This is a genomic window from Pedococcus sp., assembly GCF_036000045.1.
Classification (GTDB): Bacteria; Actinomycetota; Actinomycetes; order Actinomycetales; family Dermatophilaceae; genus Pedococcus.
Window position 1 is genome coordinate 1 of sequence record NZ_DASYGF010000007.1, and the last position, 26,607, is coordinate 26,607.

General features: G+C 72.0%; 26 protein-coding genes. 1 reads left to right on the forward strand and 25 read right to left on the reverse strand.

Annotated elements, in window-relative coordinates; genetic code table 11:
• From argH to infC, 16 genes are all read right to left on the reverse strand, one after another.
• Positions 1 to 1,047 (reverse strand): argininosuccinate lyase (gene argH, locus VGN50_RS00920; protein WP_327442798.1); only part of this gene is annotated, 1,047 nt, incomplete at its 3' end.
• Between the two features lie 74 nt (positions 1,048 to 1,121).
• Positions 1,122 to 1,676 carry an arginine repressor gene (locus tag VGN50_RS00925; protein WP_327442748.1) on the reverse strand — a complete coding sequence of 185 codons (555 nt, stop codon included), beginning with the start codon at positions 1,674 to 1,676 and terminating at the stop codon, positions 1,122 to 1,124.
• Positions 1,673 to 2,611 (reverse strand): ornithine carbamoyltransferase, encoded by a 939-nt coding sequence (gene argF, locus VGN50_RS00930; protein WP_327442749.1) that lies wholly within the window; start codon positions 2,609 to 2,611, stop codon positions 1,673 to 1,675. The genes VGN50_RS00925 and argF overlap by 4 nt, the downstream gene beginning before the upstream one ends.
• Positions 2,608 to 3,816: an acetylornithine transaminase gene (locus VGN50_RS00935; protein ID WP_327442750.1), complete on the reverse strand. Its 1,209-nt coding sequence runs from the start codon at positions 3,814 to 3,816 to the stop codon at positions 2,608 to 2,610. The genes argF and VGN50_RS00935 overlap by 4 nt, the downstream gene beginning before the upstream one ends.
• Entirely contained in the window at positions 3,813 to 4,796 is a 984-nt protein-coding gene (gene argB / locus VGN50_RS00940) for an acetylglutamate kinase (protein WP_327442751.1), read from the reverse strand. Before argB ends, VGN50_RS00935 begins: the two co-directional genes overlap by 4 nt.
• Positions 4,793 to 5,944, reverse strand: a complete 1,152-nt coding sequence (argJ, locus tag VGN50_RS00945; protein WP_327442752.1) for a bifunctional glutamate N-acetyltransferase/amino-acid acetyltransferase ArgJ — start codon at positions 5,942 to 5,944, stop codon at positions 4,793 to 4,795. The genes argB and argJ overlap by 4 nt, the downstream gene beginning before the upstream one ends.
• Positions 5,941 to 6,351, reverse strand: a complete 411-nt coding sequence (locus VGN50_RS00950) for an ACT domain-containing protein (protein ID WP_327442753.1) — start codon at positions 6,349 to 6,351, stop codon at positions 5,941 to 5,943. The genes argJ and VGN50_RS00950 overlap by 4 nt, the downstream gene beginning before the upstream one ends.
• Positions 6,348 to 7,385 (reverse strand): N-acetyl-gamma-glutamyl-phosphate reductase, encoded by a 1,038-nt coding sequence (argC, locus tag VGN50_RS00955; RefSeq protein ID WP_327442754.1) that lies wholly within the window; start codon positions 7,383 to 7,385, stop codon positions 6,348 to 6,350. Before argC ends, VGN50_RS00950 begins: the two co-directional genes overlap by 4 nt.
• Positions 7,386 to 7,429: 44 nt before the next feature.
• Positions 7,430 to 8,164, reverse strand: a complete 735-nt coding sequence (locus VGN50_RS00960; protein ID WP_327442755.1) for an SDR family NAD(P)-dependent oxidoreductase — start codon at positions 8,162 to 8,164, stop codon at positions 7,430 to 7,432.
• Positions 8,161 to 10,725: a phenylalanine--tRNA ligase subunit beta gene (gene pheT, locus VGN50_RS00965; protein WP_327442756.1), complete on the reverse strand. Its 2,565-nt coding sequence runs from the start codon at positions 10,723 to 10,725 to the stop codon at positions 8,161 to 8,163. The genes VGN50_RS00960 and pheT overlap by 4 nt, the downstream gene beginning before the upstream one ends.
• Positions 10,725 to 11,831 (reverse strand): phenylalanine--tRNA ligase subunit alpha, encoded by a 1,107-nt coding sequence (pheS, locus tag VGN50_RS00970; protein WP_327442757.1) that lies wholly within the window; start codon positions 11,829 to 11,831, stop codon positions 10,725 to 10,727. Before pheS ends, pheT begins: the two co-directional genes overlap by 1 nt.
• A gap of 135 nt (positions 11,832 to 11,966) precedes the next feature.
• Positions 11,967 to 13,088 (reverse strand): ATP-binding protein, encoded by a 1,122-nt coding sequence (locus VGN50_RS00975; protein WP_327442758.1) that lies wholly within the window; start codon positions 13,086 to 13,088, stop codon positions 11,967 to 11,969.
• 28 nt (positions 13,089 to 13,116) lie between these two features.
• Positions 13,117 to 13,929: an RNA methyltransferase gene (locus tag VGN50_RS00980; protein ID WP_327442799.1), complete on the reverse strand. Its 813-nt coding sequence runs from the start codon at positions 13,927 to 13,929 to the stop codon at positions 13,117 to 13,119.
• 41 nt (positions 13,930 to 13,970) lie between these two features.
• Entirely contained in the window at positions 13,971 to 14,348 is a 378-nt protein-coding gene (gene rplT, locus VGN50_RS00985) for a 50S ribosomal protein L20 (RefSeq protein ID WP_327442759.1), read from the reverse strand.
• A gap of 78 nt (positions 14,349 to 14,426) precedes the next feature.
• Positions 14,427 to 14,621: a 50S ribosomal protein L35 gene (gene rpmI / locus VGN50_RS00990; RefSeq protein ID WP_327442760.1), complete on the reverse strand. Its 195-nt coding sequence runs from the start codon at positions 14,619 to 14,621 to the stop codon at positions 14,427 to 14,429.
• Between the two features lie 86 nt (positions 14,622 to 14,707).
• Entirely contained in the window at positions 14,708 to 15,373 is a 666-nt protein-coding gene (gene infC, locus VGN50_RS00995; RefSeq protein ID WP_414694498.1) for a translation initiation factor IF-3, read from the reverse strand.
• Positions 15,374 to 15,752: 379 nt separating this feature from the next.
• Between infC and VGN50_RS01000 the strand changes: the two genes are divergently transcribed.
• Positions 15,753 to 16,112, forward strand: coding sequence for a DUF1844 domain-containing protein (locus VGN50_RS01000; RefSeq protein ID WP_327442801.1), 360 nt, complete (start codon positions 15,753 to 15,755; stop codon positions 16,110 to 16,112).
• 30 nt (positions 16,113 to 16,142) lie between these two features.
• Here the strand turns inward: VGN50_RS01000 and VGN50_RS01005 are convergent, their stop codons facing one another.
• The 9 genes from VGN50_RS01005 to VGN50_RS01045 form a co-directional block, all read right to left on the reverse strand.
• Positions 16,143 to 17,369 carry an MFS transporter gene (locus VGN50_RS01005; RefSeq protein ID WP_327442761.1) on the reverse strand — a complete coding sequence of 409 codons (1,227 nt, stop codon included), beginning with the start codon at positions 17,367 to 17,369 and terminating at the stop codon, positions 16,143 to 16,145.
• A gap of 79 nt (positions 17,370 to 17,448) precedes the next feature.
• The gene (locus VGN50_RS01010; RefSeq protein ID WP_327442762.1) at positions 17,449 to 18,183 is read right to left on the reverse strand and encodes an SseB family protein; all 735 of its coding nucleotides are present in this window, start codon (positions 18,181 to 18,183) and stop codon (positions 17,449 to 17,451) included.
• Entirely contained in the window at positions 18,180 to 18,923 is a 744-nt protein-coding gene (gene priA, locus VGN50_RS01015; protein WP_327442763.1) for a bifunctional 1-(5-phosphoribosyl)-5-((5-phosphoribosylamino)methylideneamino)imidazole-4-carboxamide isomerase/phosphoribosylanthranilate isomerase PriA, read from the reverse strand. Before priA ends, VGN50_RS01010 begins: the two co-directional genes overlap by 4 nt.
• Positions 18,924 to 18,972: 49 nt before the next feature.
• Positions 18,973 to 19,656 carry an imidazole glycerol phosphate synthase subunit HisH gene (gene hisH / locus VGN50_RS01020; protein ID WP_327442764.1) on the reverse strand — a complete coding sequence of 228 codons (684 nt, stop codon included), beginning with the start codon at positions 19,654 to 19,656 and terminating at the stop codon, positions 18,973 to 18,975.
• 1 nt (position 19,657) lies between these two features.
• The gene (locus VGN50_RS01025) at positions 19,658 to 20,278 is read right to left on the reverse strand and encodes a hypothetical protein (RefSeq protein WP_327442765.1); all 621 of its coding nucleotides are present in this window, start codon (positions 20,276 to 20,278) and stop codon (positions 19,658 to 19,660) included.
• A complete protein-coding gene (hisB, locus tag VGN50_RS01030) occupies positions 20,275 to 20,889 on the reverse strand; it encodes an imidazoleglycerol-phosphate dehydratase HisB (RefSeq protein WP_327442766.1) in 615 nt (204 codons plus the stop codon). Before hisB ends, VGN50_RS01025 begins: the two co-directional genes overlap by 4 nt.
• A complete protein-coding gene (locus VGN50_RS01035; RefSeq protein ID WP_327442767.1) occupies positions 20,886 to 22,043 on the reverse strand; it encodes a histidinol-phosphate transaminase in 1,158 nt (385 codons plus the stop codon). The genes hisB and VGN50_RS01035 overlap by 4 nt, the downstream gene beginning before the upstream one ends.
• The gene (hisD, locus tag VGN50_RS01040; protein WP_327442768.1) at positions 22,040 to 23,386 is read right to left on the reverse strand and encodes a histidinol dehydrogenase; all 1,347 of its coding nucleotides are present in this window, start codon (positions 23,384 to 23,386) and stop codon (positions 22,040 to 22,042) included. The genes VGN50_RS01035 and hisD overlap by 4 nt, the downstream gene beginning before the upstream one ends.
• Before the next feature lie 164 nt (positions 23,387 to 23,550).
• Positions 23,551 to 26,580, reverse strand: a complete 3,030-nt coding sequence (locus tag VGN50_RS01045) for a bifunctional [glutamine synthetase] adenylyltransferase/[glutamine synthetase]-adenylyl-L-tyrosine phosphorylase (protein WP_327442769.1) — start codon at positions 26,578 to 26,580, stop codon at positions 23,551 to 23,553.
• Positions 26,581 to 26,607 lie beyond the last annotated feature (27 nt).

The window sequence follows — 26,607 nt, forward strand, 5'->3', positions numbered from 1 at the left end:
GAACTCCATGGTCTCGACCATGCCGCTGAACGCCGGCAGCAGGACCTCGAGCGTGTCGACCGCGTCGAACACCGGCTCCTTGTCCTCCTGGAGGTCACGGTTGTAGGCCAGCGGCAGCGACTTGAGCGTCGTCATGAGCCCGGCGAGGTCGCCGACGAGCCGACCGGCCTTGCCGCGGGCGAGCTCGGCCACGTCGGGGTTCTTCTTCTGCGGCATGATGCTCGAGCCCGTCGAGTAGGCGTCGTCCAGCGTGACGAAACCGAACTCCTTCGTCGCCCACAGCACCACCTCCTCGGCCAGCCGAGAGATGTCGACCGCCGTCATTGCGGCGACGAAGGCGAGCTCGGCCACGAAGTCCCGCGACGCCGTCCCGTCGATGGAGTTCTCCACCGCGCCCTCGAAGCCCAGGTCGGCCGCCACGGCCTCGGGGTCGAGCCCGAGCGACGAGCCGGCGAGCGCTCCGGACCCATAGGGCGACAGGGCTGCCCGCGCGTCCCAGTCCTGGAGCCGCTGCACGTCGCGCAGCAGCGCCCAGGCGTGGGCCAGCAGATGGTGAGAGAGCAGGACGGGCTGGGCATGCTGCAGATGGGTCCGGCCCGGCATCGCGACACCCAGATGCTGCCGCGACTGCGCGACGAGCGCGTCGACGACATCGAGCACCAGAGCCGCCACAGAGCGCGCGTGGTCGCGCAGGTACATGCGGAACAGCGTGGCCACCTGGTCGTTGCGTGACCGTCCGGCCCGCAGCCGGCCGCCCACGTCGGGTCCGGCCCGCTCGATGAGGCCGCGCTCCAGGGCGGTGTGCACGTCCTCGTCCTCCGGCGCCGGTGCGAAGGCACCCGACTCCACGTCGGCCCGCAGCGCCTCCAGCCCGGCCAGCATGGCCTCGAGCGTGGCCTCGTCCAGGAGACCGGCGTGGTGCAGCACCCGCGCATGCGCGCGCGAGCCTGCCAGGTCGTACGGCGCCAGCCGCCAGTCGAAGTGGGTGGACTTGCTCAGGGCCGCCAAGGCGTCGGCGGGGCCGCCGGCGAAGCGCCCTCCCCACAGGCTGACCCGCTCGGGCGCCGCGCCTGCGGCGCCTGTCGCGGCCGCCGAGAGTGAGGGCTGGGGCGCGTCAGGGATCACGGGGCTTCTCCTGGGTATGCCGGGCGTGCCGGGCGCGCCGCCTGGTCGGAAGGCTGCGAATGGTCGGCGATCGAGAGGAGGTAGGCAGCGGTGCGCTTGCTGGCCGCGGTGCCGGTGGTGATCAGCATGATGGTGTCGTCGCCGGCGATGGTGCCCAGCACGTCGGAGAGCTCGCTGTGGTCCAGGGCAGACGCGAGGAAGCCGGCGGCTCCGGGCGGGGTGCGCAGGATGACGAGGTTCTGGGAGACGGTCGCCGTCACGAGCAGCTCTGCGCACACCCGTCGCAGCCGCTCGTTGCGCTCCTCCGCCTTCGGCGCCGGCCGCGGGGTCCGGTCGCCTCCCTCTCCCGGCAGCGCGTAGACGAGTGCCCGGCCGGCCCGGATCTTCACGGCGCCGAGCTCGACCAGGTCGCGCGAGAGGGTCGCCTGGGTCACCTCGACGCCCTCGTCGGCCAGCAGCCCCAGCAGGTGCGTCTGCGAGCGCACGGCGTTGCGGCCGAGGATCTCGACGATGAGGCGCTGCCTGCCGGTGCGCGTCGCCGCGAGCGTCATCGCGGCCCCTCCAGCAGGAAGGAGAGCACGGCCTTCTGGGCGTGCAGCCGGTTCTCCGCCTCGTCCCACACGACCGACTGTGGCCCGTCGATGACGGCCGCCTCGACCTCGATCCCCCGGTAGGCCGGCAGGCAGTGCAGGAAGACTGCCTCGGGATCCGCGTGGCCCATCAGGACCTGGCTGACCGCGAACGGGGCGAAGGGGCTGTCGACGCCGTGCCGGTCGCCCTTCTCGGCCTCCATGCCCATCGAGACCCAGGTGTCGGTGACGACGACATCGGCTCCTTTGACCGCCTCGACGGCATCCTGGGTCACCAGGGCAGAGCCGCCCTGTTCGGCTGCGAGCTCGGCGGCCCGCGCCAGGATCTCGGCGTCGGGCCGGTGGCTCGCGGGCGTGCCGATCCGCACGTGCATCCCGGCCAGCGCACAGCCGAGCAGGTAGGAGTGCGCCATGTTGTTGGCCCCGTCGCCGACGTAGGCCAGGGTCAGACCGGACAGCTCGCCCTTGTGCTCGCTGATGGTCAGCAGGTCCGCGAGGATCTGACACGGGTGGAACTGGTCGGTCAGGGCGTTGACCACCGGCACACCGGCGGCCTGGGCCATCTCCTCGAGGCGCTCCTGCCCGAACGTGCGCCACACGATGGCCGCCGCCTGCCTGCCGAGCACCCGGGCCGTGTCCGCGATCGACTCGCGGACCCCGACCTGGGCCAGCGTGCCGTCCACCACGAGCGGGTGACCGCCCAGATGGGCGATGGCACCGGTGAAGGAGACCTGGGTGCGCAGGGTCGGCTTGTCGAACAGGACGGCCACCAGCTGGGGGCCCTCCAACGGGCGGCGGGAGTAGGGCGCCGCCTTGAGCTGACGAGCGCGGTCGAGGACGAGCGCCTGCTCTGCCGCTGTGAGGTCGTCGTCGCGCAGGAAGTGTCGGACGGTCATGGCTGGGCCTTCCCGGTGGTCACGGCGTCGAGCAGCGCCGGCAGCGCCTCGACGAAGGTGTCGAGCTCGTCGGTGGTCACGACCAACGGAGGAGCGAGCCGGAGCGCATCCGGTGCGACGGGGTTGACGATGAACCCGGCCTCGCGGGCGAGCGTGGCCACCTCGGCCGCGACCGGGTCGGCCAGCGTGACCGCGCGCAGCAGCCCGGCACCCCGGACCCCGGTGATGCGTGAGTCCCCCAGCGCCAGCACAGCGTCCGCCAGATGCTGGCCGGCCGCCGTGGCGTGGGCGAGCAGTCCCTGCTCCTCGATCGTGTCGATGACCGCCAAGCCCGCGCTGGCCGCCAACGGGTTGCCCCCGAAGGTGGTGCCGTGCTGCCCAGCCGTGAGCAGCCCGGCGACGTCCGGCCCGAACGCCACCAGGGCACCGATCGGAACTCCACCACCCAGGCCCTTGGCGACGGTGATCGCATCCGGGACGACGCCGGCCTGCTGGTAGGCGAACCACGTGCCGGTGCGGCCCATGCCCGTCTGGATCTCGTCGAGGATCAGGAGGGCACCGTGCTCGGTGGTGAGCTCGCGGGCCAGGCGCAGGTATGCCGGGTCGGCGCTGAGCACGCCGGCCTCACCCTGCAGGGGTTCGAGGACGACGGCTGCAGTGCCGGGGCCGACCGCTGCGCGCAGCGCCTCCTCGTCACCGAAGGGCACGTGCGTGACTCCGGGGATGAGCGGCTCGAACGGCTCGCGATAGGCGGCCTTGTGGGTCAGGGCCAGCGCTCCGGTGGTGCGCCCGTGGAAGGCGCCCTCTGCGGCGACCAGGCCGCTGCGGCCGGTGCGACGGCTCAGCTTGATCGCTGCCTCGACGGCCTCGGCCCCGGAGTTGGCGAAGAAGACCCGCGACCCCTCGGGAGCCTCGGCGATCTCGAGCAGTCGCTCCGCGAGGGCGATCTGGGCGGGCGAGGTGAAGAGGTTGGAGATGTGGATGGCCTCCCCGGCCTGCTTGCTGATCGCGCTGACCAGCGCAGGGTGGCCGTGCCCCAGGGCATTGACCGCGATGCCGCCCACCAGGTCGAGATAGCGGCGACCGTCGACGTCCCAGACGTAGCACCCGTCTCCGTGCGAGAGCACCAGCGGCGGGAGTCCGAAGACCCCCATCACCGAGCGGTGGTAGCGCTCGAGCAGCTCCTCGTTGTGACTACCGGTCACCGGTCCACCTCATCGTCGTCGGGAACGATCATCGTGCCGATGCCCTCGGAGGTGAACACCTCGAGGAGCAGGGAGTGGGGCTGGCGCCCGTCGATCACGTGCGCCTGCGGCACGCCCTGGTCGACCGCCCGGATGCACGCCTCGAGCTTGGGGATCATCCCCGAGTCGACCCCCTGCAGGAGCTCCCGTGCGCCGCTGACCGACAGGGACGACAGGAGGGAGTCGCGGTCCGGCCAGCGGCTGTAGATGCCCTCCACGTCGGTGAGCATCACCAGCTTGTGCGCGCGTAGCGCCACCGCGAGCGCGGCGGCGGCCGTGTCGGCGTTGACGTTGAGGACCTGCCCGTCCTCGTCGAGGTCAGGCGCCACCGTGGAGACGACCGGGATCCGCCCGGCGTCGAGGATGTCCTGCACGGCACCGGGGTTGACCGTCTCCACGTCGCCGACGAGGCCGAGGTCCACCGCCTCGCCGTCGACCTCGGTGCCACGACGCCGCGCGCCGAACAGTCCCGCGTCCTCGCCGGAAAGCCCGACGGCCACCGGCCCGTGCTGGTTGAGCAGGCCGACCAGCTCGCGCCCGACCTGACCGGTGAGCACCATCCGTACGACGTCCATGACCTCAGGAGTCGTGACCCGCAGCCCCCCGCGGAACTCGCTGTGCAGGCCGAGCCGGTCGAGCATGGCGGCGATCTGAGGGCCCCCGCCGTGGACGACGACGGGCCGCAGACCGGCATACCGCAGGAAGGCCACGTCCTGGGCGAAGGCCGCCTTCAGAGTGTCGTCGACCATGGCGTTGCCGCCGTACTTGACGACGACGAGGGCGCCGCGGAACTGCTCAAGCCACGGGAGCGCCTCGACGAGCGTCTGGGCCTTGGCCTGCGCCACCCGGAGCGCGGCGGCGCCGATGTGACCGCGCACGGTGTTCCTGGTGTTCGCGCCGGTGTTCGCGCCGGGGCTGGAGCCGGTGTTCGCTGCGCTCATGAGGAGTAGGCCGAGTTCTCGTGGACGTAGTCGTGGGTGAGGTCGTTGGTCCAGATCGTGGCGGCCTCGTCGCCCGCGTGCAGGTCGACGAGCACGTGCACCTCGCGACTGGCCAGCTCGACCAGGCTCCGGTCCTCGCCGACCCCGCCGGCACGGCATACCTGCACGCCGTTGATGGACACGTCGAGCTGATCCGGCTCGAAGGCCGCCCGCGTCGTCCCCACCGCCGCCAGCACCCGGCCCCAGTTCGGGTCGTTGCCGAACACGGCGCACTTGAAGAGGTTGTTGCGCGCGATGGCGCGGCCCACCTCGAGCGCGTCGGCCTCGGTGGCGGCGGACCGCACCTCGATCGCGATGTCGTGATGGGCGCCCTCGGCGTCGGAGATGAGCCGTCGGGCGAGACTGGCGCAGACCTCGGTCACCGCCTCGGTCAGGTCGGACCGCGAGACCGCCACGCCGGACGCGCCGGAGGCCATCAGCACGACGGTGTCGTTGGTCGACTGGCACCCGTCGGAGTCGATGCGGTCGAAGGTCGTCGCGGTGGCCGCCCGCAGGACCGCGTCCAGCGACCCTGGCTCGACCACGGCATCCGTCGTGACGACGACGAGCATGGTGGCCAGAGCGGGAGCCAGCATGCCGGCCCCCTTGGCCATGCCGCCGACCGACCACCCGTCGCGCTGCGCCACGGCCACCTTGTGCACGGTGTCGGTCGTCTTGATGGCCACCGCCGCGTCCTCACCGCCGTCGACGCTCAGCGCGTCGGCCGCGCGGGCCACGCCCTCGAGGAGGGACGGCATCGGCAGGAGCTCGCCGATGAGCCCGGTCGAGCAGACCACGACATCCCCCGCCGAGACTCCCAGGAGCTCGGCGGTGCGCTCGGCGGTGCGATGCGTGTCGGCGAAACCCTGTGCGCCGGTGCAGGCGTTGGCACCCCCGGAGTTGAGCACGACGGCGTCGGCCCGGCCATCGCGGACGACCTGACGCGACCAGACGACCGGGGCGGCCTGGACCCGGTTGCTCGTGAACACGGCCGCGGCGTGGTGGTCCGGGCCGTCGTTGACGACGAGCGCCAGGTCGGGCGCGCCACTCGTCTTGAGTCCGGCCGCGACGCCTGCCGCACGGAAACCCTGTGGAGCAGTGACGCTCACGATGCACCTCCGGTGAGCCTGGCTGGAGCCACGGTGTTGCCCGAGCGCTTCCACGTGGTCTGGGCGTCCTGCGTGCGATCGGCCTCGACCAGGATCCAGTCGGTGTCGAACGTCGAGAGGGCGAGGATGCTGATGCCCTGGCGGGCGAGGGGCTCCAGGAGCCCGGAGAGTACGCCGACCATGGTGAAGTCGAGCGGCCCGGCGATCTCGAAAGCGGTGAGCGGCCCCTGCACGACGACGCCGTCGGGCACCGACTCGAAGGCACAGACCACCGAGGTCTCGCTGTCGGTGTAGGTGATGGAGGCCAGCGGCCCGCTGCGCCACTCCCAGTGCGGCTCGGCGTCGGCGGGCAGGCGCGCGAACGCCACGGCATCCGCGTGCCGCATCAGGTGCAGGGGCAGGGTCACGGCGCTACCCCGGCCATCGGCAGCCCGAGCGTCTCGGGCAGGCCCAGCGCGAGGTTCATGCACTGGACGGCGGCGCCTGCGGTCCCCTTGGTGAGGTTGTCCACGGACGTCACGACCACGACCCGGCCCACCCGGTCGTCGACCGCCAGCTGGAGCTGAACGCAGTTGCTGCCCAGCACGGCTCCCGTGGAGGGCCACTGTCCCTCGGGAAGGACGTGGACGAACGGCTCGTCCGCATAGGCGGTCTCCCAGGTGCGCCGGACGGCCCCGGCGTTCGTGTCAGCGGCCAGGGCGGCCGTGCAGGTGGCCAGGATGCCCCGCGCCATCGGGGCGAGCGTTGGGGTGAACGACACCCGCACGTCGACATCACCGGCGGCGCTCAGGTTCTGCTCGATCTCAGGGGTATGCCGGTGGGTGCCGCCGACGCCGTAGGGCGCCATCGAGCCCATCACCTCGCTGCCGAGCAGGTGCGGCTTGAGGCCACGCCCGGCCCCGGACGTCCCCGAGGCGGCGACGACCACGACGTCGTCGGGCGACAGCAGGCCCGCGGCGAAGCCCGGGGCGAGCGCCAGGCTCACGGCGGTCGGGTAGCACCCCGGTACGGCGATGGTGCGCTGCCCGGCCAGCTGGGCGCGCTGCTTGCCGTCCCGGGTCATCAGCTCGGGCATGCCGTAGGCCCACGACCCGGCATACGTCGTGTCGTAGTAGGTGGTCCAGGCGCTCTCGTCGCGCAGCCGGAAGTCGGCGCCACAGTCGACCACGACGACGTCGGGCAGCTGTGCGGCGAGGGCCCCGGAATGCCCGTGCGGCAGCGCCAGGAAGACGACGTCGTGGCCGGAGAGGGCCTCCGGGGTGGTGTCTGTGAAGACCCGGTCGGCGAGCGGCAGGAGGTGGGGGTGCACGGCGCCGAGCCGCTCGCCGACGCTCGACCCCGCGGTCACCGCCCCGATCTCCACCTCGGGGTGCGCCAGCAGGAGTCGCAGGATCTCACCCCCGGCATAGCCGCTCGCACCCGCCACCGCCGCAGAGATCATGTGCATGACTATACATAGATCCGATAGTTCATGCACCAGCCGTCTCACGTCAGAGGGTCGTCATCTCCCCAGGGGATCAGCCCCAGCGACCGGGCGCCGTCCGGCAGGCCGCCAGCAGCCCGCTCGTGCAGCGAGTCCGGGGTATCCACGCCGGCCCTCACCAGCCGCCCGTTCCACGCGTCGAGCTCGCCGCCGGCCAGGGCGAGCAGCAGCTCGGTGACCTCGCGCGGGTCGGTCCACTCGGTGCGGTCGCGGTGGGCGACCATGGCCTTGGTCATGTCGGTCCGCACGACACCCGGGGCCAGGTCGAAGGCACGGACACCGTGCGCCGCGCTCAGGGCCGTGGCGGAGGTGAGCCGGGCCAGTGCGCCCTTGCTGACGTTGTAGGCGGTCGCGCTGTCTCCGTTGCGGTAGGCGGCGCCCGAGTTGATGTTGACGATCCGACCCGACCCGGTGGCGACCATGTGCGGCAGGACGGCCCGCGTCATGAGGTACGGCCCGCGCAGGTTGGTCTCGAGGGTCCCCCACCACTCGTCGGGGTCGCTGTCCATCAGCGACACCTCAGTGTCGATCACACCGGCGTTGTTGACGAGCAGGTCGATCCGCCCGTGGCGCGCCACGATGTCGGCGACCCATCTCTCGACCGCGACGCGGTCGGTCACCTCGGCGACGGCTCGGGAGCCGCGCTCGACGGCATACCCGGCCTGCTCCAGGGCCGTGGCGAGGTGGTCGCCGATCCCCCGGGAGGCCCCCGTGACGACGGCAACCGGCGTGCTCACCGCTGGACCGCCCCGGTCCTGGCCGCCGCACTCGCCACCGCGGTGTCACGCAGGGCGCTGACCTCGTCCGTGGTCAGCGTGCGGTCCGGTGCGCGGAAGGTGAGCCGGAAGGCCAGCGACTTCTTGCCGGCCCCCGTCTGCTCGCCGCGGTAGAGGTCGAACAGCGCCACGGACTCCAGGCTCCCGCCGGCCCCGGCCCGCAGAGCGGACTCGATCTCGGCCGCCGGCACCGACTCCTCGACCACCAGGGCGACGTCGGTGTGGGCCACCGGGTAGGTCGACAGGGTCGACGCCTGCAGGGGCGTGCCGGTGGCTGCGACGAGGACGTCGACGTCCAGCTCACCGGCCACGGTGCGCGCGGGCAGCTCGAGTGCCGACGCCACCTTGGGGTGCAGCTCGCCGGCGTAGCCGACCACGGTGCCGTCGGCGAGCGTGAGCTCGGCGCACCGACCCGGGTGCCACGGTGCCACGTCCGTGGAGCGAACCGTGAGCTCCAGCCCCAGCGCGCGCCCGACCGCGAGCGCCCACGCGACCGCATCGGCCGCCTCGGCGTGTCGGGCCGAGCCCCACGGTCCGGCCGGCTCCAGCTCACCGGCAGCGGCGTATGCCGCGTGGCGCGGCTGGGGGGGCACGGCGGCGAGGATGGCGGCCAGCGTCGCATCGTCAGGGCGTGACTCGATGCCCGGCACGGGAGCCGGGACCGGGTCTGGAGCAGCTCGAGTCACCAGGCCGAGCTCGTAGACGGCGGCGTCGCGCGCCCCCCGGGAGACGTTGCGCCGCAAGGTGTCCAGCAGCGTGTCGAGGACGGAGGTGCGCATCACCGGCGCAGCCTCGGACAGCGGGTTGGACAGTCGCACGGACCTGCGCCGCTCGTCGTCACCGGCGTAGCCGAGCCGGTCGAACAGCTCGGGTGCCACGAACGGGTAGCTGAGGACCTCCACCAGCCCCTGGTGGGCCAGGGTCGTGGCGATGACGCGGCGGACGCGCTGTCCATGCGTCAGCCCGCGGCCCGCCGACTTCGGCTGGGGCAGGACCGACGGGATCTGGTCGTACCCGCGGACTCGCGCGACCTCCTCGACGAGCTCGGGACCGTCGGTGAGGTCGGGGCGCCAGGTCGGGGGCAGCACGCGGACGGTGGTGTCGGGCCTCCCCGCGCCTGAGCCGGCCGAAGTCACCTCGCAGCCGATGGCCTCCAGCGTGTGCAGCACCTCGTCCCGGGGGTACTCCAGGCCGACATACCGCGTCGGCAACGTGGTGTCGAAGTCGAAGGGCTCAGGGTGCACTCGGTGGTCGACGTCGGTCACGCCCCGGTCCGCCGTGCCGCCGCCCAGGTCGACGAGCAGGTCCACGGCGAGCTGCGCCGCCGCTGCGGTCACCGCGGGGTCGACCCCCCGCTCGAAGCGGCGCGACGCCTCGGTGGTCAGCCGGTGCCGCCGCGAGGAGCGGGCGACCGTCGTGGCATCGAAGTGCGCAGCCTCGACCAGGACGTTCGTCGTCGTGTCGGAGACCTCACTCGAGGCACCACCCATGACGCCGGCGATGGCCAGAGGCGTGTCGGCGCCGTCGACGATCAGCAGGTCCTCGGGGTCGAGGTCGCGGCGCACGTCGTCGAGGGTCATGAGGCTCTCCCCCGCTCGCGCCCGCCGGGTGCCGACCGAGCCGGAGAGCGTGTCGAGGTCGAACGCGTGCAGCGGCTGGCCGAGCAGCATCATCACGTAGTTGGTGACGTCCACGGGCAGCGAGATGGGTCGCATACCGACCTGGGTCAGGCGCTTGCGCATCCACTGGGGGGAGGCTGCCGTCACGTCGACGCCACGCACCACGCGGGCCACGTAGCGGTCACAGCCCACACGGCCGGCGATGGGCGCGTCGTCGGCGAGGTGCACGGCATACCCGGCGTCGTTGGGCTCGGGGGCCCTGAGCCCAGGCGGCTCGGCGGGGTCGTGGAAGGCCACGCCGGTCGACAGGGCGTACTCACGCGCGACGCCCCGCAGCGAGAAGCAGTAGCCGCGGTCCGGCGTGACGTTGACCTCGACGACCTCGTCGGCGAGCCCGAGCAGCTCGATGGCGTCCTGACCGGGCTCCAGCCGCGCGGCGGCCTCCTCCCCCAGGAGCTCGTTCAGCACGATGATGCCGCTGTGGTCCTCGCCGAGCCCCAGCTCCTTGGCGGAGCAGATCATGCCGTGCGAGACGTGGCCGTAGGTCTTGCGCGCCGAGATCTCGAAGCCGCCGGGCAGCACCCCACCGGGAAGCACGCACACGACCAGGTCACCGGGACCGAAGTTGTGGGCTCCGCAGACGATCTCCTGGGGCTTGCCCTCGGTCAGCCGCTGGCCGTTCTGGCCGACGTCAACCGTGCACCAGCTGATCGTCTTGCCGTTCTTCTGGGGCTCGGGCTGGACGGTCAGGACGCGCCCGACGACCAGCGGTCCGGAGATGTCGCCGCCGTGCAGGCCCTCCTCCTCCAGGCCGACGCGCACCAGGCTCGCGGCGACGTCGGCACCGGTCACCTCCGGCGGCAGGTCGGCGAGCTCGCGCAGCCATGAGACGGGCGCGTACATCAGATCTCCATTCCGAACTGCTGGGAGAAGCGGACGTCTCCCTCGACGATGTCGTGCATGTCCCCCACGTTGTGCCGCAGCATCAGCGACCGCTCGATGCCCAGCCCGAACGCGAACCCCGAGTAGCGCTCGGGGTCGACGCCGGCCGCCCGCAGGACGCGGTGGTTGACCATGCCCGAGCCGCCCAGCTCGATCCATCCGGTGCCGCCACAGGTGCGGCAGGACGAGCCGTCGAGCGAGCCCGTGCCGCCACAGATCCAGCAGTGGCAGTCGATCTCTGCGCTGGGCTCGGTGAACGGGAAGTAGTTCGGACGCAGCCTGGTGACGACGTCCTCGCCGAAGAGGCGCTGGACGAACGCGTCCAGCGTGCCCTTGAGGTGGGCCATGGTGATGCCCTCGTCGACGACCAGTCCCTCGAACTGGTGGAAGACGGGGGTATGCGTGGCGTCGAGGTCATCGGTACGGAAGACCTTGCCTGGGCAGAGCACGTAGACGGGGGGCGTGCGCTCGAGCATGGTGCGCACCTGGACCGGGGAGGTGTGCGTCCGCAGAACCAGCCCGGAGCCGGGCGGGTCGACGAAGAAGGTGTCCTGCTCCTGGCGGGCCGGGTGGTCTGCAGCGATGTTGAGGGCGTCGAAGTTCAGCCACTCGGACTCGATCTCGGGGCCTTCGGCGATCTCCCAGCCCATCGAGACGAAGATGTCCTCGACGCGCTCGGTGACCAGGCTGATCGGGTGACGGGCGCCGAGCCGTCGGCGGGGCACGCGGACAGTCAGGTCGACGGTCTCCTCGACGAGGATGCGGGCGTCGCGCTCCGCCTCGAGCTCGACCTGTCGCGCGGCGAGGGCCTGCGCCACGGCGCCCCGGGCCTGCCCGACCCGCTTGCCCGCCTCGGCCTTGGCACTCGGCGGCAGCGCGCCGATCTCGCGGTTGGCCAGCGCAAGCGGACTCTTGTCACCCTGATGCGCCAGCCGGGCGGCCTTGAGCTCGTCCAGCGTCGACGCGGCGGCGATGGCCTCGAGCGCCCCGGTGACCGCTGCGTCGATCTGGGCAGGGTCCAAGGCGGCGACCTCGACCGGGTCGTACTGGGTGTTGGGTCCGGACATCACGTTCCACATCTGGTCGTCGGCACGGGTTCGGCACGGCGCACCGAAGTCTAGAGGGGCCGGATCCGGGCTCGCCGGGGCATATCCCGAGGGCATATCCCGAGGGCTGTCCCGAGGGATGGTCCGACCACCAGGTCAGGCGAGATAGCTGGGCGGGTCCGAGGGCAGGCTGAGCCGGAACTGCGCACCCCCGCTGGGAGCCGTCTCGACGACGACCTGCCCACCGTGGGCCTCCACGAGGCCCTTGACGACATAGAGGCCGAGCCCGGTGCTGCCGCGCGACGAGCCGTGCCAGAACCGGCTGAAGATCAGCTCACGCTGGCTCGGGTCGATGCCGTTGCCCTCGTCGCTGACCACCAGGTCGACGCCCGGACCCTCGTGCCCGCGGGACACCAGGGCCGCCCTGGTCGCGTGCTGCGCCTGGGCGGCCGCCAGCGTGACGATGCCGTCACCGTGGCGCAGGGCGTTCTCGACGAGGTTGGACAGGATCTGGTCGAGACGATCTGGGTCGGCCCAGACCTCCGGCAGCGAGTCGGCGATGTCAAGGCGGAAGCGCTCGAAGTCGTGCCCGCTCGCGACTGCCCGCGCGACGTGGGCCTCGAACACTGCGGGCACGTCGATCGGCTGCGGCCGGATCTGGAGCCGGCCGGCGTCGATCCTGGAGACGTCGAGCAGCTCCGTGATCAGCCGGGTGACGCGGTCGGCGTCGGCCTCGATGGTCTCGATCATGAGCCGCTTCTGGTCATCGGTGAACCGGTCCCACCGGCGCAGCAGCGTGGAGGAGAAGCCCTTCACCGAGGTGAGCGGTGAGCGGAGCTCGTGGGCCACCGTGGAGATGAGCGCCGCGTGGTTGGCCTCCGCGCGCCGGCGGTAGAGGGCGTCCCTCATCATGATGTTGACGCGGTTCACCGGCCGGTTGCGGCCGGGGCGGAGGTACTTCGCGGTGACGAGCACCTCCCGGCCGTTGCGCAGCATGAGGAGCTTCTCGCGGTGCCCGCTGCGGATGTTCAGCCCGTGGGGGTTCCACGGGTCGGTCACCTGCCACCATGACCGCCCGTCGGTGTCCTGCAGGTCGACGACCTCGCGGATGTCCTCGCCGATCAGCTCCTCACGGGAGAGGCCGACGATGGTGGTCGCCCGGGTGTTGGCGAACAGGATCCGGGCGTCCTCGCCGGCAGAGATCAGTCCGTCAGGGACCAGTTCTGCGGCACGTCCCGCGGTCTCCGGGTCCATCAGCATCCCCGGGGTGAAATCCATGGCCCGACCTTAGTGGTTTCGGACGCTCTTAGCCGGTCTGGGCGGCTTTCTGGGCGCTCGCCGAGGCATAGAGGCAGACCGTGGCGGCCATGGCGAGGTTGAGGGACTCCGCCTTGCCGTAGATCGGCACGCGCACGACCTCGTCGCACTCGTCCCGGGTGGCGATGTCCAGGCCCCAGGCCTCGTTGCCCATCACCCACGCGTGCGGAGCGGTCAGGTCGCAGTCCGGGAGCAGCACCGTTCCGGCCCCGTCGGCGGCCAGCAGCCTGACTCCCCGCTCGCGCAGGGCAGCGAAGGTGGGCTGGAGGCTCAGCCCCGTGACCACCGGCAGGTGGAACAGCGAACCGGCCGTGGACCGCACCACCTTGGGGGCGAACACGTCGACCGACGCATCGCTGACCAGTACCGCATCCGCTCCGGCCGCGTCAGCGCCGCGGATGACGGTGCCTGCGTTGCCGGGGTCCCGGACGTGCGTCAGCAGCACCAGCAGACGTGGACCGGTGGCGAGGACGTCGTCGAGGGAGGCGGTGAGCACACGGCATACGGCTGCCAGGCCCTGCGGTGCCTGGGTGTCGCACAGGGCCGCGAGGACCTCGTCGCTCACCTCGTGCAGGTGGACCCCCGCCGCCTGGGCGGCGGAGACGATGTCGGTATGCCGTCGCGCGGCCTCCCGAGTGACGTAGAGGTCCACGACCCGGTCGGGGTGGTGCGCGACCACCTCACGTACCGCTTGCGGTCCCTCGGCCAGGAAGCGGCCGGTCTTCTCACGCACCGAGCGCCGGGACAGCGCCCGGACTGTCTTGACCCGCTCTGACCTGACGTTGGTCAGTGGGGTGGACAGCGAGGGCACGTCCCGGCGCTCGGGTGTGGTCGGAGTCAGGCTCAGACGGCCGCGTCGGCGGTCGCCGGCACGTTGGCGCGGGCGATCTCGACCAGCGCGGTGAAGGCGGCCTCGTCGGACACGGCGAGCTCGGCCAGCATGCGGCGGTCGACCTCGATCTCCGCGGCCTTGAGGCCCTGGATGAACCGGTTGTAGGTCATGCCGTTGGCGCGGGCGCCGGCGTTGATGCGCTGGATCCACAGGCGGCGGAAGTCGCCCTTCTTGGCGCGACGGTCACGGTAGGCGTAACCGAGGCTGTGGGTGACCTGCTCTTTCGCCTTGCGGTAAAGGCGCGAGCGCTGCCCGCGGTAGCCGCTGGCGCGCTCGAGGACGACCCGGCGCTTCTTCTGGGCGTTGACCGCCCGCTTCACGCGTGCCACGTGAGTTCTCCTTGCTGTCTAGCTGCTTGCGAGGCTGCGTGCTGAGCCCTGTCAAACATGGGGTTGGGTGGGCTCGGCTCAGCGGCCGAGGAGCTTCTTGACCTTCTTGGCGTCGGGCTTGGAGACCTCGACGTCGCCGGCGATCGAGCGGGTGTAGCGCGAGGACTTGTGCTCGAGCAGGTGGCGGCCGTTGGCCTGCTCGCGCATGACCTTGCCCTTCCCGGTCAGGCGGAAGCGCTTCTTGGCACCGGAGTGCGTCTTCATCTTCGGCATGGCTGCCGATCTCCTAGCTGTCGTCGGACCTGCGGGTGGCCGCGGGGCCTGGGGGATGGAACGGGTCGTGCGAGATCTGCGGGGCCCTACTGGGCCTGGGGCGCCTCGGGCCGGGGAGCCTGCGGCTGGGGTGCTGCGGTCTGAGCTGCTGCGGTCTGAGCCGTCTCGTTCTGAGGAGCTGTCTCGGCGTGAGCCGTCTCGGCGTGAGCCGTCTCGCCGGCGGCGGACGTTTCCGCGTGCTCGGTCGTGGTGCGCGCGCGGCGCTGCTCGGCCATGGCCTCGGACTTCTTCTTGGTCGGAGCCAGCACCATGATCATGTTGCGCCCGTCCTGCTTGGGCGCGGACTCCACCGTGCCCAGCTCGAGGACGTCCTGAGCCAGTCGCTGAAGGAGCCGGAAACCAAGCTCGGGACGCGACTGCTCGCGACCGCGGAACATGATCGTCACCTTGACCTTGTCGCCACCCTTGAGGAACCGCTCGACGTGGCCCTTCTTGGTGCCGTAGTCGTGCGGGTCGATCTTCGGGCGGAGCTTGATCTCCTTGATGACCGTGTTGACCTGGTTCTTGCGGGCTTCTCGAGCCTTGAGGGCCGCCTCGTACTTGAACTTGCCGAAGTCCATGAGCTTGGCGACCGGAGGCTTGGCCATCGGGGCCACCTCGACGAGGTCGAGGTCAGCCTCGGCGGCCAGACGCAGCGCGTCTTCCACGCGCACGATGCCGACCTGTTCTCCGTTGGGGCCAACCAACCGCACTTCGGGAACCCGAATGCGGTCGTTGATGCGAGGCTCGCTGATGTTGGTGCTCCTTCGGTAGGTCTGTCGTCCGCGGCAACGAGAAGAGGCTCCTCACCGCCGTTGCGGGAGAAGCCTCACCTGGCCCGAGACGAACCCACCGAGCCGGTATGCCGCGGAGCTGACGCTCGCGGCACATGCCTCAGTGACCTCATGGACCCGGCGACCGTGAGGTCGACGCGGGTGGAAGCAGGTGCTGCTTCTCTTGCACACCGTGCCCTGGTGCGGGTCACCCCGCGGCGGACACAGCCGGTCGATCTGCAAGGCTACCAGCGTGAGCACCGAATCTCCCAATCCCGACGCCCCCGCCTCCCAGGTTCCCACCGCCGAGCCCAGCGCTGTGGCCGGTGCGAAGCCAACCGCGGATCCCCACCAGCAGGCCGCACGTGACATCGCCGAGGTGCCGGCGGTGGAGGTCATCACCACCGCGGCGATCCATCTCATGAGTGCGGCCGCCGTGAAGTGCGGGCTGGCCGAGGGCCCGGACGCCGAGGAGCACCTCGACCTCGACGAGGCCCGTCGGCTCATCACCGCCCTGGCCGGCCTCGTCACAGCCTCGGCCCCCGACCTGGGCAGCCAGCATGCCGCTCCCCTGCGCGACGGGCTGAAGTCGCTGCAGCTGGCCTTCCGTGAGGCTTCGGTCATCCCCGACGCCCCAGGTCAGGGGCCTGGCGAGAAGCTCACCGGCTCGGTGGTCTGAGACGTCGGTGGTGTGAGAGACGTCGGCGGGTCAGGAGGCGGTCAGCCGGGTCCGTTGGCTCGCTGTGCGGCGCCGTGAGGTCGTCGCCAGCACTCCGGCCGTGGCGATGCCCAGACCGACGACCGCGACCACCACGAACCCTGCGCCCCACCCGAGACGGTCGACTGCCAGCCCTGCGAGCGGAGCGCCGAGAGCCGAGCCGGCGGTCATGAACGACCCGTGCCAGCCCATCGCCTCACCTCGAGCCGCAGCGGGAACGACGCGGCTCACCTGGTCGACGGTGGCCGTGATGGTCGGCGCGCAGAGGAGTCCGGCGACGAACGACAGCAAGGCCAGCGTCACGGCGTTGGTCGCCCAACCCATGGGAGCCGTCACGACCGCGAGGCCACCGAGCAGCCAGAAGGCCGAGATGGAGCGCTTGAGGCCGCCGTAGACCAGGCCTCCGAGCAGTGACCCGAACCCCCATACGGCCAGGACCCAGCCGATGGAGCCGGGCGAGCCGAAGTCGCGCAGCGCCGCGACGATGCCCAGGTCGGTGCCACCCAGGACCAGCGTGGAGGCTGCCGACGCGAGACACACCGCCAGGAACCCCGCCCGGAACCAGGATGACCTCGTCACCGCCGTGGCCGAACGCACCGGCACGCCCTCATCGTCGACCGGCTCGGCCGCCTCGTCGTGCAGCACCGGGTTGGCGAACCACAACAGGACACCCGCCGCGACACCGAGCATCTCTATCGTGAACAGCACCCATGCCGTGGGCCACGTCGTCGCGGCCCAGACCGCGGCTGCCGGCCCGACCATGAACGACAGCTCCACCGCGACCGCATCGAGGGAGATCGCGGTGCGTCGCTCGCCCTCGGGCACCGCCGCGATGACCGCCTGTCTGATGATCGAGAACGACGGGATCACGAAGAGACCGGCGAGCGCAGCCAGCGTCAGCAGCCACCAGTACCCCACGAACGGCGCGATCGACCAGCACCCGGCGGCCACGAGGATCGAGGGCAGCACGACCCGCCGGAGCCCGACCCGGTCGAGGAGCCGGCCACGCCACGGCCCGCTCACGGCGATCGCCATGGTCGCCGCCGCCGAGACCAGACCCGCCGCCCCGTAGGAGCGGTGCAGCGCGGACACGACGTGCAGCGTCAGGACGACCCCACCGGCGAAGATCGGCACCCTGACGAGGAAGCCGAGAACCAGTGCCCGGCGCAAGGCGGCGCTGGAGAGGACACTGCGGTATCGGGAGCCGGCGACGAGCACCCGCTCATCGTGTCAGCGACGACTGACACTGGCCAAACGAGTTTCACTCGTGACCCCCGGTCGGGACCCCGCTGGTCCTCTAGGAGATCGAGAAGGCCAGGCCGTCGATCCGGGCCCGGATCTCCCCGTCGGTGGCGAGGCGCTCGCCGATAGCGGTCGCGATGTGCCGCACGGTGCTCTGGTCCAGCCCTGGAGCGAGCGTCAGGGACACCTGGAGCACCCCCTCGCCGGCAGCGCCTGGGCCGACGCTGTGCGCCAGCACCCCGTGCTGGTCCCGGACGGCCAGCTCGACGGCGCGCCGGACGGTCTCGTCCTCGTGCGCCGGCACCCATTCGCGCTGCTGGGCCAGCGCCCACACCATGCTCGGGCGCAGGGCCATGGTCCGCGGGCCCGCCACGTCGAGCACCATCACGTCGCAACGCTCCGACACGGCAGCCTGGGCAGCACGCGCGGCAGTGACGGGAACCGGCCGCGCCGACGGGTCCCAGGCGGCCAGAGCGGTCATCGAGGAGAACACCGGCAGCGCCCGGGCGCCGTCCGGAGCCACGAGCGTCACGGCCGCCATGTCGGTCCGCTTCTCGACGGCCAGGGTGCCGGACTGGTCGACCTCGGCGGGCTCGGCGACGATCGGCACGAGCAGTCGAGCCTCGGCCACGGCCCGCATCAAGGATCGCTCGTCCGCCGGCGTGACCGTGTCGGCGGCCAAGGCCGTCAGCAGCGTCTCGTCAGCCGCACCGGTGTCGCCGTCGAAGCCGGTCCCGGTGAGCTCGCGACCGCCGAAGGGGACACCCGCAGAGTCGTGCGCGCCGGTCACGGGCGCCCTGCCACGTCGAGCGCCTCCGGCAGCGTGAACGCGCCGCGGTAGAGCGCCGAGCCCACGATGGCCCCCTCGACGCCCAGGCCGACCAGCTCGCGGATGTCGGCGATGTCCTGCAGGGTGGAGACACCACCTGACGCGACGACCGGCCGGCCCGTGCGGGCACACACGTCGCGCAACAGCTCGAGGTTCGGACCCTTGAGCATGCCGTCCTTGTTGACATCGGTGACGACGTAGCGCGCACACCCCTCGCGGTCGAGCCGCTCCAGCGTCTCCCAGAGGTCGCCGCCCTCCTGGGTCCAGCCCCGCGCCGCCAAGGTGGTGCCACGGACGTCCAGACCCACCGCGATCCGGTCTCCGTGCTCGGCGATCGCCCGCGCCGTCCACTCGGGGTCCTCCAGAGCGGCCGTCCCGAGGTTCACCCGGCGACAGCCGGTGGCGAGCGCGGCCGCCAGCGACGCGGCGTCGCGGATGCCGCCGCTCAGCTCGACCTTGATGTCCAGCCTGCCCACGATGCCGGCCAGCAGCTCCCGGTTCGACCCTCGCCCGAAGGCAGCATCGAGGTCGACCAGGTGGAGCCACTCGGCCCCCTGCTCCTGCCAGGCCAGGGCGGCCTGCCATGGGTCACCGAACTGTCCGCCGGTGCCTGCCACGCCCTGCACCAGCTGGACGGCCTGGCCGTCCTGCACGTCGACGGCGGGCAGCAGCTCGAGCCGGGCGGCTGGGGTGGTGGTCATGATGGCTCCTGGGGAGGTACGGACGACAGGGGAGATGCGAGGGAGCGCCTCACAGGGACCGCACCCAGTTCTCGAGCAGGGTCAGCCCGGCGTCCCCGGACTTCTCGGGGTGGAACTGAGTGGCCGACAACGGGCCGTTCTCGACCGCCGCGACGAACCGGCCCCCGTGCTCGGCCCAGGTGACCTTCGGCGCCACCGCCGCGAACGGACCCGTCGGCGGCTCGAGGACCCAGTCCTGCACGGCATACGAGTGGACGAAGTAGAAGCGCTCGGACTCCACGCCGACGAACAGCCGCGTGCCAGCGGGAGGGTCGACGGTGGCCCAACCCATGTGCGGGATGACGTCGGCGCGCAGCCTGCTGACGGTGCCAGGCCACTCCCCCAGACCCTCGCGGCGTACGTCGCTGGGCTCGTCAGAGCCGTCGAAGAGCACCTGCATGCCCACGCACACCCCCAGGACCGGTCGACCACCGGACAGCCGAAGGTCGACGACCAGAGCACCCCCGGCGACCTGCAGCCCGGCCATGCAGGCATGGAAGTTGCCGACTCCCGGCACGAACAGCCCGTCCGCGGCCAGCGCGGCCTCGCGCGAGGAGGTCAGCTCCACCTGAGCGCCGACGTGCTCGAGGGCGCGCACGGCCGAGCGGACGTTGCCGCTGCCATAGTCGAAGACCACCACGCTGGGCTTGCCGGAGCGGCCGTGGGGGCGGCCATCGCTCATCTCACCAGGCATGTCACAGACCTTCCAGCTCGGCACGGTGGCGTGCGTCCTCGGCCACCCGGCCGTTGAACCGGGCGACCAGGCGGGGAGCGGGCTCGACGAACGACGCGCCCTCGGGTGTCCCGCTGAGCAGCTGGCCACCCGGCACCTCCAACAACGCCATCAGGTCGAGCAGCAGGGCATCGACATCGCCACCCGGCTGGCTCACCAGGCGGGCCACGTCGTGCCCCGCGCCCGGGCGGCCGGCCGCTGCCGCCAGGTCCAGGGCCCGGGCCAGCCGCAGGCCCGGAGCGGGCACCGCACCCTGCCCCGGTCCCCAGACGAGCCAGCGAGGGGCCGCCCGCCAGGCACGCGGAGTCACTGTGGCGACGGCCCGGTCGCCGAGGGACCAGAACCCCAGCGCGGGGCGGAAGCGGTGCGGAACGGGGCGAGCGGCGAGGACCATGGCGGCGTCGTCATACGGAGGCTCGGCCCGGCTCGCCGCCTCGGCGGGGACGACCGCGGTCCATCGCCCCAGCGCTACGACGTGACAGGGCACCAGGCCGCGTCGCACCCAGGCCGCGACGCGAGCGGGTTCGCCGCTCACGAGAAGCAGCCCGCGCGAGGCACGCGCGGACTGCCGCGGGACGCTCACGTGGAGAGGCTGCCCTTCGCGCTCGGCACGCCGCTGACTCGCTCGTCGCGGGCCACGGCAGCCCGCAATGCTCGGGCGACGGCCTTGAACTGGGCCTCGACGATGTGGTGGGGGTCGCGGCCGGCGAGCACGCGCACGTGCAGGGCGATGCCGGCACGACCTGCGAGCGACTCCCAGACATGACGGGTCAGCGAGCCCACGTAGTCGCCCCCGATGACGACGTAGGCCTGGCCCTCTGGCTCCCCGGTGTGCACGACGTAGGGCCGGCCAGCGACGTCGACGACGGCCTGGACGAGCGCCTCGTCGAGCGGCACCGTCGCGTCGCCGAACCGGGCGATGCCGCTCTTGTCGCCCAGGGCCTCGCGCAGTGCGTCGCCGAGCACGATCGCGACGTCCTCGACGGTGTGGTGTGCGTCGACATCGGTATCGCCGGTCGCCTTGACGCGGAGGTCGATCAGGGAGTGCTTGGCCAGCGAGGTGAGCATGTGGTCGTAGAAGCGCACGCCCGTGTCGATGTCGGCGATGCCGCTGCCGTCGAGGTTGAGCTCCAGCTGGACGCTGGACTCGGACGTCGACCGGCTCAGCGAGGCCGTGCGGTCACCCACGCTCACAACCCGCTCCTGTCCGTTGCTGGTGCGATTGCCTTCGGTGCGATTGCCTTTGGTGCGATCTCGGCCATGGCGGCCAGGAACGCGTCGGTCTCGGCCGGCGTGCCAGCCGTGACACGAAGATAGTGGGGAATGCCGACATCGCGGACCAGGACTCCGCGGTCGAGCAGGTCGCGCCAGGTCTGTGCGGAGTCAGACAGGCCGCCGAACAGCACGAAGTTGGCGTCGCTGGGCACCGGCTCGAGGCCGAGGACGGTCAGCTGCCCGACGATCCGGTCGCGCTGCTCCTTGATGACCTCGACGGTCCCGAGCAGCGACGCCGCGTGCCTCAGGGCCGCCAACGCGATCGACTGGGTCGGCGCGGACAGGTGGTAGGGCAGGCGCACCAGCCGCAGCGCGTCCACGAGAGCCGGGTCAGCCGCGAGGTAGCCCAGTCGGCCACCGGCGAACGCGAACGCCTTGCTCATCGTGCGCGTCACCACTAGGCGCGGACGTCCCTCGAGCAGCGTCAGGGCGCTGGGCGTCCCGCGCCGGGCGAACTCGGCATACGCCTCGTCCACGACGACGATGGCCCGCTCGGCCGCGGCGTAGACGGCCTCCACGACGTCGAGCCCGAGAGCCGTGCCGGTCGGGTTGTTGGGCGAGCAGAGGAACACCAGGTGAGGCTGGTGCTCGCGCACCTGGGCGACGGCGGACTCGAGGGTGAGGTCGAACGGCTCGCCGCCCTGCCCGCGCAGCCCGTCGACCCAGGTCGTGCCGGCCGAGCCGCTGATGATCGGGTGCATGGAGTACGCGGGCGTGAACCCGAGGGCGGTGCGGTCGGGACCGCCGAAGGCGAGCACGAGGTGCTGCAGGACCTCGTTCGAGCCGTTGCCGGCCCACACCTGCTCGGGCGTCACCGTGACGTCGTGGTCGCGGGAGGTGTCGGTGAGGTATGCCGCGAGCGCAGCGCGCAGGTCGGTGAACTCACGGTCGGGGTAGCGGTTGAGGTCGGCTGCGACCGCCGCGACGGCGCGGGTGATCTCCTCGACCACCTCGGGCGGGACCGGGTAGGAGTTCTCGTTGGTGTTAAGGCGCACAGGGACGTCGAACTGGGGCGCGCCGTAAGGGGTCACGCCACGCAGGTCCTCGCGAAGGAGGTTCTCGATGCCGCTCATCGGTCGGCCCGCGCCTCGCCGTCGAACCGGGCCTGGACCGCCTCGCCGTGCGCGGGCAGGTCCTCAGCCTGGGCCAGGGTCACCACGAGGTGTGCAACGTCGCGCAGCGCGGCCTCGGAGTAGTCGATGACGTGCACGCCGCGCAGGAACGACTGCACGGACAGACCGCTGCTGTGGCAGGCGCATCCGCCCGTGGGGAGCACATGGTTGGAGCCGGCCAGATAGTCGCCCAGGCTCACCGGCGCGTGGGGACCGACGAAGACCGCTCCAGCGTTGCGGACCCGGGCTGCGATGACGGCCGCGTCACGGGTCTGGATCTCGAGGTGCTCGGCGGCATAGGCGTTGACCACCGCCAGACCGGCGTCCAGATCGTCGACGAGGACGACGCCCGACTGCCGTCCGGACAGGGCCTCGCGCACCCGCTCGGAGTGCTTCGTCGCGGCCACCCTCGCCTCGAGGTCGACGGCGACCGCCTCGGCCAGCGCCACGCTGTCGGTCACGAGGACCGAGGCGGCCTGGGGGTCGTGCTCGGCCTGGGAGACCAGGTCGGCCGAGACGTGAGCGGGAACCGCCGTGTCGTCGGCAAGAACGGCGATCTCGGTGGGGCCGGCCTCCGCGTCGATGCCGATGACGCCCTTGAGATAGCGCTTGGCGGCAGCGACGTAGATGTTGCCGGGGCCGGTCACCAGGCTGACCGGCTCACAGACGACGCCGGCACCGTCCTCGAACCCGAACGCGAAGGCGGCGACCGCCTGGGCGCCCCCGATGGCATAGACCTCGTCGACGCCCAGGAGCGCGCAGGCAGCGAGCACCGTCGGGTGGGGGTACCCGGCGAACTCGCCGGTGTTCTCACGCTGCGGCGGGCTCGCCACGGCCAGCGAGCCGACTCCGGCCAGCTGGGCCGGGACGACGTTCATGACCACGCTGGAGGGGTAGACGGCCCGCCCACCGGGCACATAGAGGCCGACCCGGTCGACGGGGATCCACCGCTCGGTGACCGTGCCGCCGGGCACCACCGTGGTGGCCGTGTCCTGCCGACGCTGCTCCTCGTGCACCAACCGGGCCCGGCGGATCGACTCCTCGAGGGCCTCGAGGACCCCGGCGTCGAGGGCCGCGAGCGCGGCGTCAAGGACGGCAGCTGGAACGCGCAGGGTGGTGGGCCGGATGCCGTCGAACCGCTCACCGAGCTCGTAGAGCGCCTCAGCGCCGCGATGCCTGACGTCCTCACACAGGGGCCGGACGGTCTCGACGGCCGCCGCGACGTCGAACTCCGCACGCGGGAGCAGCTGGCGCAGCTCACGGGTGCCCAGCGCGCGCCCGCGCAGGTCGATCGTGGACATCATGAAGGCAAGTCTAGGCGGGGCGTGCCGCGGCCCCGGTCTCGGTCTCAGGTCCCGAGCCACGACTGCTGCCATGGCGGCAGTAGTCGAGGCTGGTTCGGCCTTTTCGCCACGAGTGCTGCCCATCGGACAGAACTCGGGTGGGCGGCGACCACCACAGCCCGCGGTCAGCGAGACCCGTAGAACACCGACTCCGTGACGGCGCGCGCCCTGCGGGCGACCCGCAGGTAGCTCTCGGCGAGGTCCGCGCCGCTGCCCGGCTCACCACCCAGGATCCGGCTCATGCCGTCGGCGATCCGCAGGTCCGACGGCACGCTGTCGACTGCACGCCCCCGCAGGAGCATGGCCGCGTTGCGCAGCCGCGACGCGAGCACCCATGCCTCGCGCAGCGCCTCGGCCTGCTCCTCGACGACGAGCCCGGCGTCGACCGCGGCGGCCAGGGCCGGCAGCGTTCCGGTGGTGCGCAGCGCCGGTATGGCGTGGGCGTGCTGAAGCTGGAGCAGCTGCACCGACCACTCGACATCCGACAGGCCGCCGCGGCCCAGCTTGAAGTGACTGCGTGGGTCGGCGCCGCGGGGCAGCCGCTCGGCCTCCATACGGGCCTTGAGAGTGCGGATCTCACGGACCTGCACCGCGGTCAGCGCCGGCGGCCAGCGCAGGGGGTCGACGAGCTCGACGAACCGGCGAGCCAGGTCCTCGTCGCCGGCGATCGGTGTCGCCCGCAGGAGCGCCTGCGACTCCCAGGTGAGCGACCAGCGTTCGTAGTACGCCTGGTAGCTCGTCAGCGAACGCACCAACGGCCCGCTCTTGCCCTCGGGCCGCAGGTCGGCGTCGAGGCCCAGCTGGGGGTCCGGGCCGGCTGACCCGAGCAGTCTCCTCAGCTCCTGGACCACCTCGAGGGCCTGGTCCTGCGCCTCCCCCTCGGGAGCACCCTCGACCGGGTCGTGCACGAAGATCACGTCGGCGTCGCTGCCGTACCCCAGCTCGCCGCCACCGAGCCTGCCCATCCCGACGACGAGCAGGCGTGTCACCAGCGGCGTGCCACGGCGTTCCGCCACCGTGCGCTGTGCCACGCCCAGCGCAGTCTCGACGAGCGCAGCAGTGAGGTCGGTGAGGGCCATACCGACACCGGCGAGCGCCAGCTCGCCGGACAGGTCCGCGACGGCCACCCGGAACAGCTCCTGGCGTCTGATCGCCCGGGCTGCTCGCACGGCACGTTCGGGGTCCTCCTGCCGGGAGGCCGCCGCAGCCATCCGGCGGAGCAGGTCCGGACGCGACCGAGGGACGAGGCCCCCGGCATCGCCGAGCATGGCTACGGAGTCGGGCGCGCCCATGAGCAGGTCCGCGGCATACCGGCTGCGGGCCAAGGTGTGGGCGAGGCGCTCGGCCGCCGTGCCCTCGTCCCGCAGCAGCCGCAGGTACCAGTGGGTGGAGCCGAGCTCGTCGCTCACCTTGCGGAAGGCGAGCAGCCCACCGTCCGGGTCGGCCTCGTCGGCGAACCAGCCCAGCATCACGGGCAGGAGGGTGCGCTGGATCGACGACCGGCGGCTGACCCCCGAGGTCAGCGCCTCGAGATGGCGGATGGCACCCGCGGGGTCACGGAAACCCAACGCTGCCAACCGGTCCAGGGCAGCCTCCGGAGCCAGTCGCGCGTCCGTCGAGCTCAGCCGCGCGACCGCGGCCAGCAGGGGCCGGTAGAAGAGGCGTTCGTGGATGCGGCGCACCTCTCGCGCCTGCTGCTGCCACTGGGCGACCACCGCCGCCGCCGGCTCGGAACGATGCCCCAGCGCCCGGCCGAGGCGGCGCAGGTCGGCCTCGCCCGTCGGCATCAGGTGGGTGCGGCGCAGCCGGTACAGCTGCACACGGTGCTCCAGCGTGCGCAGCAGCCGGTACGAGGCGTCGAGCGTTGCGGCATCCTCTCGGCCCACATAGCCGCCGGCCGCGAGCGCCCCCAGTGCCTCGAGCGTCGTACCAGAGCGCAGGGTGTCGTCGGAACGGCCATGCACGAGCTGGAGCAGCTGGACGCTGAACTCGACGTCGCGCAGGCCGCCGGGCCCGAGCTTGAGCTGGCGGTCGGCCTCGGCGGGCGGCACGTGCTGCTCGACCCGGCGCCGCATCGCCTGGACGTCCTCGACGAAGTTCTCGCGGGACGCGGCCCGCCACACCATCGGCAGCACCGCGTCGAGATAGCTCTGGGCCAGCGCCCGGTCGCCGGCCACGGGCCGCGCCTTCAGCAGTGCCTGGAACTCCCACGTCTTGGCCCAGCGCTCGTAGTAGGCGCGGTGGCTCTCGACCGTGCGCACGAGTGGACCGTTCTTGCCCTCGGGCCGCAGCGCAGCATCCACCGGCCACAATGTCCCCTGACCGGTGGACGTCGAGCACGCCCGCATCAGATGGGTGGCCAAGGCGGTCGCTGCGGCGATCGCCACAGGCTCCTCGACACCTGGGCGCGGCTCCGCGACGAAGATGACGTCCACGTCGCTGACGTAGTTGAGCTCGCGACCACCGGTCTTGCCCATGCCGATGACGGCGAAGTCGCAGAGCTCGCTCTGCTCCCCGACCTCCGCGCGAGCGATGACCAGGGCGGCCTCGAGAGCGGCCTCGGCGAGGTCGGCCAGGGCCGCGGCCGCCTCGGGAAGCGCGCTGAGCGGGTCGTTGGCGGTCAGGTCGAGGGCTGCGATGCCGAGGAGCTGGCGTCGATAGCCGATGCGCAAGGCGTCGTATGCCGTGTGCTCACCGGGGTTGCTCACGGCCGCGACGAGGTCGTCGACCCGCTCCCGCGGCCCCATCGGACCGGCGTGGGCGACGCTGCTCCAGTGCTCGGGGTGGGTGACCAGGTGGTCCCCGAGCGCCGTCGAGGCGCCGAGCACGGCGAGCAGCCGGTCGCGGGCCGGGCCGTGGTGCCGCAGAGCGGCGATCAGCTCCGGGACCTCACGTCCCGCGCCGTTCTCGACGTCGCGGCGAGACCGCTCGCCGGCGCGCAGGGCATCCATGAGCCGCACCAGGCTGAGGAGTGCCAGGTCGGGGTCGGCCACCGCGGACAGGGCGTCGGAGAGCCCGTCGCTGAAGACGTCGTCGAGGGGGTCCACCAGCCCCGCCAGGGCCCGGTCGCCGAGCAGCTGCGCCGCTCGCCCTGGGTCGGCGAAGCCGCGGCGCGCAAGCGTCGCGGTCTGGGAGGTGGGGCGACCGGAGCTCACCCCGTCACCCTACGCAGGAGACAGCCG